12 protein-coding genes and 1 tRNA gene are annotated in these 16528 nt (G+C 68.7%); 5 read left to right on the top strand and 8 right to left on the bottom strand.

The features are described from left to right. Nucleotide 1 precedes the first annotated feature (1 nt). Nucleotides 2-2146 carry a T9SS type A sorting domain-containing protein gene (locus BSZ36_RS10430; protein ID WP_094548659.1) on the bottom strand — a complete coding sequence of 715 codons (2145 nt, stop codon included), beginning with the start codon at nt 2144-2146 and terminating at the stop codon, nt 2-4. Nucleotides 2147-2507: 361 nt separating this feature from the next. Here BSZ36_RS10430 and aroF point away from each other — a divergent pair, with 361 nt between their 5' ends. Continuing rightward, nucleotides 2508-4508: a 3-deoxy-7-phosphoheptulonate synthase gene (gene aroF / locus BSZ36_RS10425; RefSeq protein ID WP_179271132.1), complete on the top strand. Its 2001-nt coding sequence runs from the start codon at nt 2508-2510 to the stop codon at nt 4506-4508. Between the two features lie 62 nt (nt 4509-4570). On the opposite strand, the gene recG is transcribed toward aroF, so the two are convergent. The 3 genes from recG to BSZ36_RS10410 all read right to left on the bottom strand — a co-directional run bounded on the left by recG (nt 4571) and on the right by BSZ36_RS10410 (nt 8020). After that, entirely contained in the window at nt 4571-6724 is a 2154-nt protein-coding gene (gene recG / locus BSZ36_RS10420; protein ID WP_218827640.1) for an ATP-dependent DNA helicase RecG, read from the bottom strand. 53 nt (nt 6725-6777) lie between these two features. Next, nucleotides 6778-7896 carry an Sb-PDE family phosphodiesterase gene (locus tag BSZ36_RS10415; RefSeq protein ID WP_094548653.1) on the bottom strand — a complete coding sequence of 373 codons (1119 nt, stop codon included), beginning with the start codon at nt 7894-7896 and terminating at the stop codon, nt 6778-6780. A gap of 50 nt (nt 7897-7946) precedes the next feature. Continuing rightward, nucleotides 7947-8020, bottom strand: a tRNA-Ile gene (locus tag BSZ36_RS10410). A gap of 211 nt (nt 8021-8231) precedes the next feature. Here BSZ36_RS10410 and BSZ36_RS10405 point away from each other — a divergent pair. The 3 genes from BSZ36_RS10405 (at nt 8232) to BSZ36_RS10395 (ending at nt 11474) form a co-directional block, all read left to right on the top strand. Continuing rightward, nucleotides 8232-8711, top strand: a complete 480-nt coding sequence (locus tag BSZ36_RS10405) for an Lrp/AsnC family transcriptional regulator (protein ID WP_218827639.1) — start codon at nt 8232-8234, stop codon at nt 8709-8711. Between the two features lie 92 nt (nt 8712-8803). After that, nucleotides 8804-10981, top strand: coding sequence for a glutamine synthetase III family protein (locus BSZ36_RS10400; RefSeq protein ID WP_094548649.1), 2178 nt, complete (start codon nt 8804-8806; stop codon nt 10979-10981). 226 nt (nt 10982-11207) lie between these two features. Then, nucleotides 11208-11474 (top strand): hypothetical protein, encoded by a 267-nt coding sequence (locus BSZ36_RS10395; RefSeq protein ID WP_143536846.1) that lies wholly within the window; start codon nt 11208-11210, stop codon nt 11472-11474. Between the two features lie 78 nt (nt 11475-11552). Here BSZ36_RS10395 and BSZ36_RS19410 read toward each other — a convergent pair whose 3' ends face one another. Then, the gene (locus tag BSZ36_RS19410) at nt 11553-11702 is read right to left on the bottom strand and encodes a hypothetical protein (RefSeq protein ID WP_179271131.1); all 150 of its coding nucleotides are present in this window, start codon (nt 11700-11702) and stop codon (nt 11553-11555) included. Between the two features lie 214 nt (nt 11703-11916). On the opposite strand from BSZ36_RS19410, the gene BSZ36_RS10390 reads away from it, so the two are divergent. Next, on the top strand, nt 11917-13305 hold the full coding sequence (locus BSZ36_RS10390) for an NAD(P)/FAD-dependent oxidoreductase (RefSeq protein ID WP_094548644.1): 1389 nt from the start codon (nt 11917-11919) through the stop codon (nt 13303-13305). 51 nt (nt 13306-13356) lie between these two features. On the opposite strand, the gene BSZ36_RS10385 is transcribed toward BSZ36_RS10390, so the two are convergent. The 3 genes from BSZ36_RS10385 to BSZ36_RS10375 all read right to left on the bottom strand — a co-directional run. Beyond that, nucleotides 13357-14691 (bottom strand): aminotransferase class I/II-fold pyridoxal phosphate-dependent enzyme, encoded by a 1335-nt coding sequence (locus tag BSZ36_RS10385; RefSeq protein ID WP_094548642.1) that lies wholly within the window; start codon nt 14689-14691, stop codon nt 13357-13359. A gap of 180 nt (nt 14692-14871) precedes the next feature. Further along, nucleotides 14872-15468 (bottom strand): DUF5683 domain-containing protein, encoded by a 597-nt coding sequence (locus tag BSZ36_RS10380; protein WP_143536845.1) that lies wholly within the window; start codon nt 15466-15468, stop codon nt 14872-14874. 70 nt (nt 15469-15538) lie between these two features. Continuing rightward, nucleotides 15539-16528 (bottom strand): ParB/RepB/Spo0J family partition protein (locus BSZ36_RS10375; protein WP_218827637.1); only part of this gene is annotated, 990 nt, incomplete at its 5' end.

The following is a 16528-nucleotide window of genomic DNA, read 5'->3' as shown; positions in this document are numbered from 1 at the left end:
GCTAGCGAACGCGCACCAGGCGGCGCGTGGCGCGCGGCTCGCCGTCCACGTCCAGGCGGACGAGGTAGGTGCCCGTCGCCCACGCGGCGGTCTCCAGCGTCACGTTCTGGGGGCCCGCCGGGCGGACGCCCAGCGCCTCGCGCGCGACCTCGCGGCCGAGCAGGTCGAAGACGACGAGCGTGGCGTCGCCGCCAGAGGCGAGGTCCAGCCCGATGCGGACCGCGCCGCTCGTCGGGTTGGGGTACGCGGCGGTGAGCGCGTCGGCCTCTGGCGCGGCGGCGCCCTCCGTCGCGACCACGTTGGCGGGGCCGGCGACGAGCGTGAAGCGGATCTCGCCATCCGTGAGGGCGCCGGACTGCGTGAGGATCTCCTCGCGCGAGCGGGCGGACTTCGCGGCGGAGACCGAGAAGGTGTACCGGTCCGTCGCCAGCAGGTCGATGGTCTCGCCCGTCACGTGGTCGCGGAGCAGGTAGGCCCAGCCCTCGGGCAGGTCCGCTTCTTCGCGCGTCCACGTCAGCGTGAGCGAGCCGGAGTAGCCAACCGCGTCGAGCGCCAGAGGCAGCGCGATGGCGCTCTCGGCGCCGCTCGGGACGGAGGCCGTCGCCTGTAGGAACTCGGATCCCTCGAACGCGAGGGCGACGTAGCGCTCCGCCAGAGGCGTCCGCTTGCCGAGGTCGTAGGCGTCGTAGCCCAGGTCCGCCTCTGGCGAGACGACGAGCGAGGTCGCGTGGTCTGCGACGCCGTCGCCGTTCAGCAGGAAGCGGAGGCGCGAAACGGGCGCGCTCGTTTTGCCCACGAACACGGCGCCGGACGTGACGCCGCTGACAGGGTACGTGAGCGAGAAGCCGCCGGACTTGAGGGCCGTCGGGGCAAAGGAGGCCTCGACCCAGAAGCCCTGCCAGGCCGCGACGGTCGCGTCCGAACTGCGGGACCGCGTGACGTAGGTGCCGGCGTTGCCGTTGGACATCCCGGCGCCGTTGGGGTCCCAAATCGACACGTCGTTTTGCAGAGCGCCGCCCGCGAGTTGGAGGCTGTTCAGCCGGAAGTCGCCCTGGAAGGGGTTGCCGGCCAGAAAGTCCGTGCTGGAGAAGCTGACCTGGACATCACCGGTCGGCGCGGCGCCGGAGGACGTGAGCGTAACGGGGAAGGGCGTGCTGCCACCCCGGTTGGTGTCGCGGAGGAACCAGAAAAAGCCCTCACCGCTGGGCAGGGCGTCCGCTGCGGAAGCGGCGCCTTCGTAGGCGGCCCCGTTCCACGTGTAGACGTTGTCCGCCTCGTCGGGGCTGCTGGAGGGGATGCCCTGCACGAGCGAGAACGCCTGGAGGTCGCCGACCGTGAAGCCGGCCTCTGGCGCGGCGAACATGCGGTAGCCGTCCGCGCCGGAAACCGTGGCTGTGGACGCGGCGACGGTGTAGCTGTAGTTCGCGCCGCCGTTGTTGTTCAGGTTGGCCGTGAACCGGTCCGCCTGCGCGCCGCTGATGAGGAGGCCGTCGGCGGAGGAGAACACGTAGTACACGACCGTCGCGCCGACGCCAGAGGCGGGGATCTCGGCGGTACACGTCTGGGCGGCGCACGCCATCTCGGTCACGGTGGAGCTCGCGAAAGCGTCGGCGGTAGAGCGGAGGTAGACGCCCTGTCCTGTCGGCAGAGGCGCGCTGAGCGTTGCCGTGATCACGGGCCGCTGCGAGCCCTGCGGAGCCGCAGGCGCGCGGCTCACGCCCGCGACGGCCGCCAGAGGCCCGCTCGTCTCGATCACGATGCCCGAGGAGTTCTCGGTGTTGCCCACGTCCTGCATCACGAACGTGTAGCTGTTGCCGGCCGTGACGGCGATCCGGCCGTCGCCGCCCTGGTCGAACCACGTCGTGAGCGCGTCGAACGCGACGGCGTCCCCGCGCGACCACTTCTCGTTGAAGTTCTCGCTGCTGTTGCGGAAGAGGAAGTTGGACTCCGCGTCCGTCGCGGGGGCCGCCAGCGTGACGACCCAGTTGTCCGGTCCGGGCCCGAGGTAGGTCATCGGGGCAGCGGTGAAGCCGTTGAACTCGCCGCTGTAGAACATCGCGGGCTGGTCCTGCGCGCCAGAGGCGGGCGCGAGGCACAGAAAGGCGAAGAGGAGCGCTATGCGCGCGAAGGGGGTATCGAGAGTCATGAGGTCTGTCGGCGGTGGAAAGGGAGCGTATGAAAGCGCTTACCGGAATGGTAGCCAGTCAAGCGGGCACACAGAAAGCCCGACTCCGAAAAATCCCCCGCCGCTGGCGCGGCACTCGCTGCGGCGCCAGAGGCCACCTGTGAAGAAAACGTGGCGCCGGGCCTCTGGCGCGAGTAGTCTTGGGCCATGCCGTTCGCCGCGCCCTCCTATTCGTTTACCGCCCCCGCGTATTTCGATGCGCGGGCCGGTAGCGACGGGCCGTGGCCCGCGTCCTAGCCGGACGCCCACACGACGCCTTCTGCCGAGCCCGCTCCTTCCGAGCGGGCTTTTTTTGTTGCCTGCGCCTCTGGCGCCCCGCCTCATGTCCGACGCCCTCCGATCCCTCCGCGACGCCCTCGACGCCACCGACCGGCGGCTGATCGCCGCCCTCGCCGAACGGCAAGACCTCGTCCGCGACGTGGCCGACCTCAAAGCCGAGAACGACGCGCTCCCGCTGCAAGACGCCCAGCGCGAGCAGTCGCTTCTGGCGCGCGTCCACGCGCTCGCGGAAGAGGCCGGCGTGGACGGCTACTTCGCGAGCCAGCTCTACCGCGAGATCCTGCGCCACTCGGTCCGTTTCCAGTCCGCCCACGCCTCTGGCGAGGCGGCGGGCTTGCGGATCTCCTACCAGGGCGTGCCGGGCTGCTACAGCCACTCCGCCGCGCGGCACCACTTTGCCGCGATGGACGGCGTGACGTACGAGGGCGCGACAACCTTTGGCGGCGCGCTGGAGGCGCTGACCTCTGGCCGGGCCGACCGCGCGCTCCTGCCGGTCGAGAACACGACCGCCGGACCGATCTCGGGCGTGTACGACCTGCTCGTAGCGCCCGGCCTGCACCTCGTGGGGGAGGAGATCCTGAAGGTGGAGCACTGCCTGATGGCGCCGCAGCCGGTCGAGGTGGAGCAGATCCAGCGCATCGGCTCACACCCGCAGGCGATCCGCCAGTGCAGCCTGTTCCTGGACGGGCTCTCGGCCCGCGTCGAGGCCGAGGACGACACCGCCGGCGCGGCCCGGCTCGTGGCCGAGTCCGGCGATCCGACGCGCGCCGCGATCGCAGGCGAGGACGCCGCGGAGCGCTACGGGCTCCACATCATCAAGCGCAACATCGCGAACCGGAAAGACAACTTCACGCGCTTCCTCATCGTCGCGCGGGAGCCTCTGGCGCACGATGCGCGGCTGCCGCACAAAACCTCGCTCGTGCTCTCCACGAATCACGAGACCGGCGCGCTCGCGCGGGTCCTGCAGGTGTTCGCCGATGCCGAGATCAACCTGACCAAGCTCGAAAGCCGCCCCTCTCCCACGACGCCGTTCCAGAGCCTGTTCTACGCCGACATCGAGGGCGACGCGCGAACGCCAGAGGTCGCCGCCGCGGTTGAGGCCGCGCGCGCCCACACGCAGTCGCTCCGCGTGCTCGGCTCGTACCCCGTCTTCCACGCCGGGCGCGACCGCACGGCGACGCCAGAGGCTGCGCCCGTCGCCTCTCGCGCCCCGGCCACGCGCGGCACGGCCAGCGTCAAGGCCCGCCGCGCCAAGCTCGTCGACCGCGGCGACCGGCCGGATACGGTCGTGCAGATCGGTGACGTGCGCATCGGCGGCGACGAGCCGCCTGTCCTGATCGCCGGGCCGTGCTCGGTCGAGAGCCGCGAGCAGATCTTCGAGTCCGCCAGAGGCGTCCGCGAGGCGGGAGGCGTCATGCTCCGCGGCGGGTGCTTCAAGCCGCGCACGCTGCCGTACGATTTCCAGGGGCTCGGCTTCGAGGGACTGACGATGATGCACGAGGCCGGCCGCGCCAACGGCCTCCCCATCGTGACCGAGGTGCTGCACCCGCGCGACGTGGAGGCCGTCGCGCGAGAGGCCGACGTGCTCCAGATCGGCGCGCGCAACATGCAGAACTTCGAGCTGCTCAAAGAGGTCGGGCGCACGCAAACGGCAGTTCTGCTCAAGCGCGGCATGTCGTCCTCTATCGACGAGTGGCTGGCGGCGGCGGAGTACGTCCTCGCGGGCGGCAACGAGCGCGTGATCCTGTGCGAGCGCGGCATCCGCACGTTCGAGACGGCGACGCGCAACACGCTGGACCTCTCGGCGGTGGTCGTCGCACGAGAGCGGACGCACCTGCCCGTCATCGTGGACCCCAGCCACGCCGCTGGCGCCCGCCGGTGGGTCCCCGCGCTGTGCCGCGCGGCCTTGGCCGCTGGCGCGCACGGCCTCATCGTGGAGGCGCACCCGGACCCGGATCAGGCGCTCTCGGACGGGCCGCAGTCGCTCACGCTGGAGGCGCTGGCGGAGTTGGGGCGGGAGGTCTTGAGCCCGGTCGCGGCCTGAGCCTGTGCTGTGGGGCCTCTGGCGCCAGAGGCCCCACGCGCATTCCTGTCCCCGCCAGAGGCCTATCCCACGCGCGCGAAGCCGAGTGATTTCGGCGCTGTCCGCGCGAAGTGCTCGCGTGCGCTCGCCACCTCTGGCGCGCGGAGCTCGGGGTCCGATTCGACGAGCGCGAAGGCGGCCTCTCGCGCCTCGCCGAGGATCTCCTGGTCGCGCACCACGTCGCCGATCTTGAGGTCGGGCAAACCGGACTGGCGCGTCCCGAAAAAGTCGCCTGCGCCACGGATGCGGAGGTCGGTTTCCGAGATCACGAAGCCGTCGGTCGTCTCCACCATCGCCTGCAAACGCTCCTTGCTCTCGGCGGTCTGCTTGTAGTCGGCCATGAGGAAGCAGTACGACTGGTCGCCGCCACGGCCAACGCGGCCACGGAGCTGGTGCAACTGCGAGAGCCCGAACCGCTCGGCGTGCTCAATCACCATGACCGTCGCGTTGGGCACGTCCACGCCGACCTCGATCACGGTCGTGGCGACGAGGATGTCGGTCTCGCCACCCTTGAAACGCTCCATGGCCTCGTCCTTCTCGTAGGCCAGCATCCGGCCGTGGACGAGGTCCACTTTATACGGACGGAAGCGCTCCATGAGTTCGGACGCGCCCGTCTCGGCGTCTTTGAGGTCCAGCTTTTCGCTCTCCTCCACGAGCGGATACACGACGTAGGCCTGTTGCCCTTCGCGTAGCTGCTCCTTGAGAAAGGCGTACATGTCCTCGCGCCGCTTCTCCGTGTACAGCCGCGTGTCGATGGGCTTGCGGCCGGCGGGAAGCTCGTCCATGACTGTCACGTCCAGGTCGCCGTAGACCGTCATCGCGAGCGAGCGGGGGATAGGCGTCGCGGTCATCATGAGCATGTGCGGGCGGAGCCCCTTGCGGAACATGCTCGCGCGCTGCATCACGCCAAAGCGGTGCTGCTCGTCCACGACGGCCAGCCCGAGGTTTTTGAACGCGACGGTGTCCTCGATGATGGCGTGCGTCCCCACGACCACGTCGGCCTCGCCCCCGGCCACGCTCTCCAGGATCTCCTCGCGCAGCTTTTTGCGCTGCCCGCCGATGAGGAGCTGCACGTTGAGGTCCAGAGGCTCCAGATAGCTCTTGATGTTCGCGTAGTGCTGCTCGGTCAGGATCTCGGTCGGCGCCATAAACGCGGCCTGGAAGCCGGCGTCCACGGCCATGAGCATCGCGGCCACGCCGACAACGGTCTTGCCGCTGCCCACGTCCCCCTGCACGAGCCGGCTCATCTGCGCGCCAGAGGCCGTGTCCTGCGCGATGTGGCGCAGCGCCTTTTTCTGCGCGCCCGTCATCTCGAACGGCAGCACGTCCTCCACGAACCGCCGCGCCAGAGGCCCCATGCCCGCGAGCGTCGTGCCCGGCTCGCGCTTCTGGCGGCCTTTGGTGAGCGCGAGGAGGAGCTGGAGGAAAAAGAACTCCTCGAACTTGAGGCGGCGTACGGCGCGGCCCAGCTCGTCGCGGGACTTGGGGAAGTGCACGGCGCGGAGCGCGACGTTGCCCGCGATGAGATCGTGCCTCTGGCGGACCGACTCGGGGAGCACCTCGGGAATGGCCAAGCCGTGCTCTTTAAACAGGCCATAGATGAGGCGCCGAAACGCGCGGCTCGTGAGGCCGACCTTTTCGAGCGCGGCAGTCCCCGGGTAGAGCGGGATGATGCGGCCCGTGTCGAGCGCCGCCTTGGCGTCGTCCAGCTTGTCGAAGTCGGGGTGCGCCATCGAGAACGTCGAGCCGTACTTCTCGACCTTGCCGTGCAGCGCGAGGCGGTCGCCGTTGCGGAACTGCCGGCCGATGTAGTGCCCGCCGCGGAACCACACGGCTTTGAGCGTGCCGCCGCTCTCGTCGGTCACCTTGAGCTCGAAGCGCACCTTGCGGCCCTGGCCGACCTGACTCTTGCCGGTAACGGTCCCAACCACCATGATGGCCTCGGTCCCGCCCTCGACGATCTGGCGGATGGGCGTCACCGTGCTCCGGTCCAGGTACCGCCGCGGGTAGTGCCGCAGGAGGTCGCGGAACGTCGAGATCCCCGCCTTGCGCAGCGGCTCGGCGCGGCGCTCGCCCACGCCGGGGAGCTCCTGGATGTCGGTGTCGAGGACGGTGGGGTTCGGGTCGCCAGAGGCCATATGGGAAACTATCGACGCCCCCCTGACAGCGTGCGTCACCGCCAGAGGCCTCTGGCGCGCGAGATGTGGCCGACGCGTGCCGCCGCCTGGGTTTACCGGTTCATGCCCGGCCCTACCTCCATGCTGAGAACGGGGTGCTCGCCGGGCGCCGTTACCGCGTTGAGCACGGCAAACGAGATCGGGACCGAGAGGACGCGCTCAAGCGTCTTGAACCGGACGACGACCGAGCCCTCGGCGGGGACGGTGATGACGCCGATCCCGTTGTGGAGGGCGTAGGCGCTGCGGTTCTCTAGAAGGAGAGGGGTAGTGGAGCGGTTGACGAGCTCGACGTTCAAGACCGAAATCCCGCCGTTGTTGTAGAAGGTGCGCCCGATACCGAGCGTCGCCCAGAGCAGGGGGAGCACATCGCGCTCCCGGCCGATCAGCGTCTGCTTGAACAAGGCAACGGTCCGGCCCGCGTCCAGCCCCGCCCGGAGGCCGCTGGCGCTGCGCTCGGGCGCGAGCACGAGCGTGACCGGCCGGTGGCCGCCAGAGGCCTCGTGAAACGTCCAGTCCGCGACGCCGTGGAGGTCCGACGTGCCAAGTATGGCGAGGCCGAAGTCGAGGGCCAGCTGGAGCGCCTCGTCGGAGTACGTCTGGTCATTGACGACTTCGATCCCCTGCACGAGGCTGTCGGCGACGAGCTGGCGCTGCTCGTCGGTCAGGCGCGCGATGGCGTCTTTCCGCTGCGTCGTCCAGGCGGGGTGCGTGATAAACGTGAACGCGCCCTGCCGCCGGGCCTCTGCGAACACGTCGCGCGCGCTGTCCAGCAACAGAGCGTTGGCGTCCTCGATGAACACCGCGTTGGCGTGCCCGTACGGCTGCTCGCGCGTGATCTCCGCGCCCCGGATGACCAGCAAGGGGCTTACGCCGTTCGCGCTCGCCTCAAGGGCGATCTCGGCCGAGCGGTTCCGGTCCAGGCCCGGGACATCGGGCGCGCGCTTGAGCAACTCCAGGTGATCGGTGATGGCGAGGGCGTCCAACCCGTCACGCCGAGCCTCTTGCACTCGGATCGTCGGCCACACGTCGCCGTCGGAAAAGACGGTGTGCGTATGGAGGTCCACCACCATCGTGTGGAGCCCCGGCACGTCCGGGAAGAGGATCTGACGGTCCTGAGCCTCTGGCGCGGCGGCGCACGCGAGGAGAAGCGCGAGGGCGAGGGGACGGAGCATTCGGCGGGCGGAATGGGCTTCGCCGGAGACTCCGGCGCCAAGGGGTAAGGTGGGCCCGGCGGGGCTTGAACCCGCGACCTATCGATTATGAGTCGACTGCTCTAACCAACTGAGCTACAGGCCCTCAGGCGACGTCGCCGAATGCGGAAATCGCCCCCGGCGCGCTGCGGCGCCAGAGGCCGAATCTACGAACGGCGCTCGCCAGAGGCCTCTGGCGCGATCACGCGCAGGAAGTGAGGCGTCGTATTGCGAAGGTGTAAACAAGTAAGGCGAGATGGGGCCTTGGCGTGAGTTGCCGCGCTACCTTTGACGCGTTGCCTCCAAAAAAGACATCCGTGGAACGACTCGACGAAACCGACGCGACCATTCTCCGCCTTCTTCAGACGCGAGGCCGCATCAAGCGGACCGAGATCGCCGAGGCGGTGGGGCTCTCCATCCCGAGCGTTAGCGAGCGGATGCGGAAGCTTGAGGAGCGCGGCGTCGTCACGGGCTACCACGCGATCCTGGACGCCAAACGACTCGGGCGCGACATCACAGCGTTTGTCCGCGTCCGCTCCGCCAGCTCCGAGCACTACGCCGAGTTCATCCAGGCCGTGACCGACATGGACGAGGTCCAAGAGCTGCATTCCGTCACGGGAGGCGGCTCGCACCTCCTCAAGGTCCGCGTCGCCAACACGGCCTCGCTCGAAGCGCTCCTCGGCTCGCTCCAGGCGCTCCCGGGCGTTCGGGGGACCGAGACCAGCCTCGTGCTCTCCACCCTTAAAGAGACGAGCTACCTCCACGCCGCGCCCATGACGCTCGTCCCCACCGACTAGCGCCTCTGGCGCCAGAGGCGCCCAACGGTTCCACCCCGCCAGAGGCCTCTGGCGACTCCTGATTTCTCACACCCCGGCATCTTCCTTCTCCCATGCCTGCCACCTTGTCCCGCTCCCGCTCCCACCCGCAAGGGTCGACGTTCGTCAACGGCCACTCGTCGTCTGGGGACGTCGAGGCCATTTTCGGCTCCAACACGTTCGGCCTCGCCGAGATGAAGTCCCGCCTTCCCAAGGCGGTCTACAAGCGCCTCATGGCGACCATCGAGAAGGGCGAGCCCTTTGACGAGACCGTGGCGGACGCCGTCGCGCTCGCGATGAAGGAGTGGGCCGTGGAGCGCGGCGCGACGCACTACACGCACTGGTTCCAGCCGCTGACCGGCCGCACGGCCGAAAAGCACGACTCGTTTATCACGCCCAACGCTGGCGGTGGCGCCGTTGCCGAGTTCTCGGGCAAGGCCCTCGTCCAGGGCGAGCCCGACGCGTCCTCGTTCCCGGGCGGCGGCCTCCGAGCCACGTTCGAGGCCCGTGGCTACACGGCCTACGACCCCACGAGCCCGGCATTCCTCGTCGAGCACAATGGCTCGGCCACGCTCTGCATCCCGACGGCTTTCGCGAGCTGGACGGGCGAGGCGCTGGACCACAAGATCCCGCTCCTTCGCAGCATGGAGGCGCTCAACGCCCAGGCGCGCCGCGCGCTCGACCTCTTCGACGAGAAGGTGGGCCGCGTCTACGCGACGTGTGGAAGCGAGCAGGAGTTCTTCCTCGTAGATGAAAGCTTCTACCTGGACCGCCCGGACCTCGTCACGGCCGGTCGGACCCTGATCGGCGCTGCGCCACCGCGCGGTCAGGAGATGGACGACCACTACTTCGGCTCCATCCCCGAGCGCGTGATGGCGTTCATGAACGCCGTCGAGACCGAGCTATACCGCCTCGGCGTGCCCGTCTCCACGCGGCACAACGAGGTGGCACCCGGTCAGTACGAGTTCGCGCCCATCTTCGAGAACGCGAACATCGCCGCCGACCACCAGCAGCTCATGATGATGACGCTGCAGCGGATGGCGCCGCGCTTCGGCCTCGCCTGCCTGCTCCATGAGAAGCCATTTGCAGGCGTCAATGGGTCCGGCAAGCACGTCAACTGGTCCATGTCCACCGATACGGGCCTAAACCTCCTGGAGCCCGGCGACACGCCGCACTCCAACACGCTTTTCCTGTTCTTCTGTGCCGCGGTGATCCAGGCGGTCCACACGCACCAGGACCTCTTGCGCGCGAGCATCGCGACCGCGGCCAACGACCACCGCCTGGGTGCTAACGAGGCGCCCCCGGCCATTATCTCGATCTTCCTCGGCGACCAGCTGACGGACGTATTCGAGCAGATCCTCGACGCCGGCACGGCGACCGAGAGCAAGAGCTCCGGCCTTCTCGGCTTGGGCTCGCCGGTCCTGCCCACGCTTCCGCGCCACGCTGGCGACCGCAACCGCACGAGCCCGTTCGCCTTTACCGGCAACAAGTTCGAGTTCCGCGCCGTCGGCTCCAGCCAGTCGGTGAGCTTCCCACTCGTGGTCCTCAACACGATCGCGGCTGAGGCCATCTCCGACATGGTGGACCGGATGGAGGCGAAGATGGGCAAGAAGTCCTCCAAGAAGGCACTCATGAGCGCCGCCCAGGAGGTCATCGCCGAGACCATCCGCGAGCACAAGGCCATCGTCTTCAACGGCGACGGCTACGCGCAGGCGTGGCAGGACGAGGCCGCCGAGCGCGGGCTCCTCAACCTCAAGACCACGCCAGAGGCCCTCGGCACGCTTACCGACGAGAAGAACGTCGCCGTGTTCGAGCGCTTCGGGGTGCTCAGCGAGCGCGAACTGGAGTCCCGCAAAGAGATCCTGATCGAGCAGTACGCGACGACGATCAACATCGAGGCCGCCACGACCGGCACGATGCTCCGCACCCTCGTTCTCCCAGCTGCGATCCGCTACCTCGGCGAACTCGGCGAGGCCTCTGGCGCCATCGACGGCATGGGACTGGACGCCAGCGGCACGCGGGACACCGCCGGGCGCGTGGTGACCGAAGTGAACGCGCTCACCAAGGCTCTCAAGGGCTTGGACAAAGCGCTCGAAGCCGCACACAAGGCCAAGGACGAGGCCGCCGCGATGGAGAGCAAAGTGGTCCCTGCGATGGCCAAAGCCCGCACCTCGTGCGACGAGATCGAGAAGGCGGTCCCGGCCGACCTGTGGCCGATGCCGACCTATCGCGAGATGCTGTTCATCAAGTAGAGCTGGGGGCTATTCGCCTCTCTCTTCTCGCGCCCCCGCTAGTCTCCTCTGGCGGGGGCGCGCTGCGTTTGGGACGCGGGCCAGCGCTGGACGACAGCGACCCCGCACGCCCGCAATGCCTCTGGCGCCAGAGGCCGTGGTACCTCAGATCGCTGGGGTGAGAGACACTGTGTGGACCCTCCGCGAGGGGGAGGGGTTAGAAGCCCCCTCATCTCTCACGCTCCTCATGGCCGACAAACAGCACACCCCGCCCGAAGACGTTTCCGCCGACGATCCACCTCAAGCGGGGTCGCTCTTCCTCGAAGACGAGCAACCGGACGAACCGCTCGACACCAACGTGGCCGCGTTCGACCGCGTGCAGACCCAAACGGAGGACATCTCCGAGCATGAGATCGAAGAGGAGTACGAGCGCGACTACAACAAGCGCTACGTCAAGGAGCACGGCGACCACCACGGGCACAAGGGCGAGATCGACTCTCCGCCAGAGGCGTAGCGTAGATACAACGCCGCCAGAGGCACCGAGGCGCCTCTGGCGGGAATCGTCATCGCAACAGGCTCGCCAGAGGCGGGCTTAGTCGTCGTTGCGCGCGAGGAGCTGACCGTCGAGATCGTCCGAACTGAGGTCGAGCTGGAAGTCGCTCAGGCGAGCGGTGTAGACGGCGAAGGTCAGGAAGGCGGGAACGGCCGCGCAGGCGGCGGCCAAAGTCTTGCGGATCGTCATGCTAGGTGTGGATTGCTGCATTATGTCAAGTCAACGACGCGGTGCGGCATAAAGATGCGTGTCTGGCCGTGAATGAGGCGCGAACGGGGTTTGCCCGATGCCGCGGACCGGCGTTCCCCCGGGTGCCCCGCAGTGAACACGTCGCGAACCGCCTTCGGACGCCCAACTCGCCAGAGGCCTCTGGCGTAGCAGCGCGACACAGCAGGTAGCAGCGATGCCAGGCCCAACGATTCGAGGATTCGAACGCCACCCCGATGGAGCTCGTCCGCGCGTGGTCGTGGTGGGAACGGGACACGGAGGGATGGAGGCCGTCAAAGCGCTCAAGCGCGAGGCCGTGGACGTGCTCGTCGTCGACCGCAACAACTACCACAAATTCCAGCCGCTGCTCTACCAGGTCGCCACGGCCGGGCTGGACTCGGACGACATCACGCAACCTGCGCGGCACCTCTACCACAACCAGAAAAACGTCGACTTCCGCCTCGGGACCGTCACGGGCGTTGATCTCGCGCGCCAGAGGCTGGAGGTGGAGCCGGGGCCCCCGGTCCCGTACGACTACCTCATCCTCGCACCGGGCGCCAGCACGGCGTATTACGGCGTAGAGGGCGCGCAGCAGTACGGCTTCCCACTCAAAAACGTGCCGGACGCCATCGCGCTCCGCTCTCACGTGTTGCGCCAGTTCGAGGCTGCCAACCGGGACCCGTCGCTGCTCGCCTCTGGCGTGCTCACGTTCGTCGTCGTCGGCGGCGGGGCGACGGGAGTGGAGACGGCGGGCGCGCTGACGGAACTGTTTGCTGTCTTGGACGAGGACTTCCCCGGGCTCGATACGTCGCAGGCCCGCGTGATCCTCCTTGATGGGAGCGACGCGCTTATGCAGGCCTACGCCCCCAACCTCCAGGCATACACCAAGCGAGCGCTGGAGCGCCGCGGTGTAGACGTGCGCCTCCACCAGCAGGTCTCGCGCGTGACGCCAGAGGCCGCGCACCTCGCCTCTGGCGAGTCGATCCCGGCGAAGACCGTGGTCTGGGCCGCGGGCGTGCGGGCCAACCCGCTCGTGGACACGCTTGGAACAGAACAGGTGAGCGGGGGGCGCGCCGTCGTGGACGACTCGCTGCGCGTGGCGGGCTACCCCGGGGTGTTCGTCGTGGGCGACGCCGCAGGCGCAAGCGATCCCAATGGGGATCTGTACCCTCAGGTGGCCCAGGTGGCGATCCAGCAAGGCATCCACGCCGCTGGCGAGATCGAGCGCGCGTTGCGCGGTCTGGAACCGACGCCCTTCCGGTACACCGACCTCGGCATGATGGCGACGATCGGGCGGAACGCGGCAATCCTGGAACTCCCGTCCGGCTTTACGATGAAGGGCTTTTTCGCGTGGCTGGGCTGGGCGGGGCTCCACGTGGTCAAGCTCGCGGGCTTCCGCAACCAGATCTCGGTTCTGCTCAACTGGGCCTACAGCTACTTCACCTACGACCGCGGGCCGCGCCTCATCCTCGCGGCGGAGCCCGAACACGACGACTTGGACCCCCGGCCGCGCCTCGCCGCCTCGCCAGAGGCGGACTCTCCCCGCGGCTCGTACAGCCCGGACCTCGCCGAGCCGCCGAACTAGGCCTCTGGCGCCCCGAGCTCACACCGGGATCGCGCCAGAGGCGCTCTTCCTCTATCCCTGCAGGGATGGCGGGACGGCCTCACCTCTGGCGTCGCCGTGGTCGGAGATGAAGGTGCCGGGCTTGCCGTCCTTGGTCACAACGCCGTGCTGGATGCCGACGCGCTGGAAGATGTCCAGGATCTCGTCCAACTCCTCGTCCGAGTGCGTCGCCATGTAGCTGGTGCGCATCAGCGACTGCCCGCGAGGGACGGCCGGCGGGACGACGGGGTTGACGAAGACGCCTTCTTTGAGGAGGTCGCCCCACATCCGGAGGCATGTCATCTGGTCGCCGATAACGACCGGGATGATCGGCGTTTGGCTGGTCCAGACGTTGAAGCCTCTGGCGCGGAAGCCATCGCGCATCTTGTTCGCGACCTCGTCCAAGCGCGTGAGCCGCTCGGGCTCGGCTTCGAGAATGTCGAGGCAGGCGAGGACCGTCGCGACGTTGGCGGGCGGCATGGAGGCGCTGAAGATGTGCGCGCTCGCCGTGTGGCGGATGTACTCGATGTTCTCGTGCGAGCCGACGACGAAGCCGCCCAGGCTCGCGAAGGACTTGGAGAACGTGCCCGTCGTGAAGTCCACCTTGTCCACCAGGCCGAACTGCGCAGCCGTGCCTTTGCCGCCGGGGCCGACCACGCCGACGGCGTGCGCGTCGTCCAGCATCAGGCCGGCGCCGAACTCTTCGGCGAGCTCTACCAGACCAGGAACGTTCGCGATGGTGCCGGACATCGAGAACACGCCGTCGGTGACGATGATCTTGCCGGCGTTCGGGCGCTCCGCGCTGTGCTTCTCCAAAAGAAGCCGGAGGTGCGCCATGTCGTCGTGCCGGTAGCGGACGGTCTCCGCCGCGGCCACTTGCGTGCCAGCCACGATGCACGCGTGGTTGTCTTTGTCCGAGAACAGCAAGTCGCCGCGTCCCGCGATGGACTGAATCACGCCGAGGTTGGTCATGTAACCCGTCGAGAACAGCACGCAGGCCTCGGTGCCCATGAACCGTGCAAGGCGGGCCTCCAATTCAATGTGGAGGTCCAGCGTGCCGTTGAGGAACCGGCTGCCGGTGCAGCCCGAGCCGTATTTCTCGATGGCCGCTTGCGCGGCTTCGACCACCGCCGGGTGGTTCGTGAGGCCGAGGTAGTTGTTGGACCCGGCCATGATGACCTCCTTGCCGTTGATGACGGCGCGGGTGCCTTCGGCGACCTCGATCGGCCGGAAGTACGGGTACACGCCAGCCGCCTTGGACTGCATATACCGGCCATCGGGCGCGAAGAACTGGCGCGCCTTCTCGAAGATGGCTTTGGGCGCCGTGGAGGCGGAGGCGGGATCGCGACGGGGAGCGAGAGCGGACATGGCAGGACCGGGGGGCCACAGGCGGGACCGTTCAAGATAGTCGGACCATGTGCAGACCGGGTCCGCGGCTCGCCAAGAGCACAAGAACGGTGCGCGCGCGGGTGCGCTTCCGGCCGCCAGAGGCCCCGCGGCCCCTTTCTCTCCCGCGCGAGCCTCTGGCGCGAACGCCCGCGCGAGGGGCTACAGGCCGAGGCGCATCGTGAGCGTGACGCCGCCAGAGGCCTCGGGCGCGACGTGCAGCGAGAGGTCCTCGCCCACGTCGAAGTCCTGGAGGTGAGCCGAGACGTACGCGTCGAGCGCCTGGAGCGCGTAGACAGCGCCGGTAAGCACGATGGCGATGTCGCGGCTGGAGCGGGCGTTTTCGCGCAGGCTGCGGAGCGTGACGGCCGAGAGCGAGCCGGCCTCTACCCATTCGTCGGCGAAGCGCTCGAACTCGTTGGGTGTGATCCCCGCCTCCACGCGGGACTGGTAGAGAAACGCGTGGCGGTAGAGCAGGTAGCGGTCGTGGTTGTACGCCGCGTAGGCGCCTGCCCCCAGCAGCGCCACAATCACGAACGGCGTTTTCTCCGCCTGCCCGTTGTACACCTGCCCCAACCCCGGCGCGAGCAGGGATCGGCGGAGCGCTCGGCCCGGCGTACGAAGGGTGTCCACGGCCGCCGTGTCCACGACCACGACGCTGGCCTCTGGCGCGGCTGGAACGAGGCGAGGCGTGAGGTCGGCCTCTGGCGTGGCCGTGGAGTCCGGCGTCTGCGCCGCCAGAGGCGAAGCGGCCAACACGAGGAGAGCGGCGAGCCCCGCGCGCCACAGGCTGCGGGGCCGGCGGCGTTCGCCAGAGGCCGCCACGGGGCTAGCGGCCCGTCAGCGCCTCGATCACGCGCTCCAGGTCCTCGGGGGAGTAGTAGGAGAGCGTGATGGTGCCGGCGCCGTCCGAACCGCGGTGGCGGATCTGGACTTGGGTGGCGAGCCGCTCGCGGAGGTCGGACTCGTACTTCTCGATCTGGAGCTTGTCGCGCGAGGAGAGCGCCTCGGTCTTTTCTGCGGCCTTCTCCGCCGTCGGGGACGGCTCGGTCGCGGCGCCAGAGGCGCTGTCCCGCATGGCGCGGACGCGGCGCTCGACCTCGCGGACGCTCAGGCCGTCGTCCACGATCTCGCGGTGGAGCGCGAGCTGCGCGTCTTCGTCTTCCAACGCGACGAGCATCCGGGCGTGGCCCGCGGTAACGGTGCCCTCGCGCAGCGACGCCTGAACGCGCGGTGGCAGCTTGAGCAAGCGCAGCGTGTTGGCAACCGCCGAGCGGCTTTTGGAGACCTTTTCCGCCACCTGCTCCTGCGTCAGGCCCACCTCTTCGGTTAGGCGCTGGTAACCGAGCGCGATCTCGACCGGGTTGAGGTCCTCGCGCTGCACGTTCTCGACGATGGCCATCTCAAGGATCTCCTCGGTCGTGGCCTCGCGGACGTAGGCGGGCACCATCTTGAGCCCGGCGCGGCGGCTGGCGCGCAAGCGGCGCTCGCCGGAGATGAGCTCGAACTGGTTGCGGCCGGTCGAGCGGACCGTCAGCGGCTGGATCACGCCGAGTTGGCGGATGGAGTCCGCGAGCTCATCCAGGGCGGACTCGTCGAAGTCCTTGCGCGGCTGGTACGGGTTCGGCCGGATCGAGTCGATCTCGACGTCGGCCACGCGGCCGGCGAGCCTCTGGCGTTCGTCGAAGTTGTAGAGCCGCGTGCGCGGCAGCCCTTCTTCGCCTTCGGCATCCGGGGCGCCGGGCTGGGAGGGGAGGAGGGCGCTTAGGCCTTTGCCCAGGGCGGCTTTCTTGGCGGCCATCAGTCGGAGGAGTCGGAG

It is taken from the genome of Rubricoccus marinus, from assembly GCF_002257665.1.
GTDB lineage: Bacteria > Bacteroidota > Rhodothermia > Rhodothermales > Rubricoccaceae > Rubricoccus > Rubricoccus marinus.
This window is presented reverse-complemented; position numbering and strand designations above follow the sequence as displayed.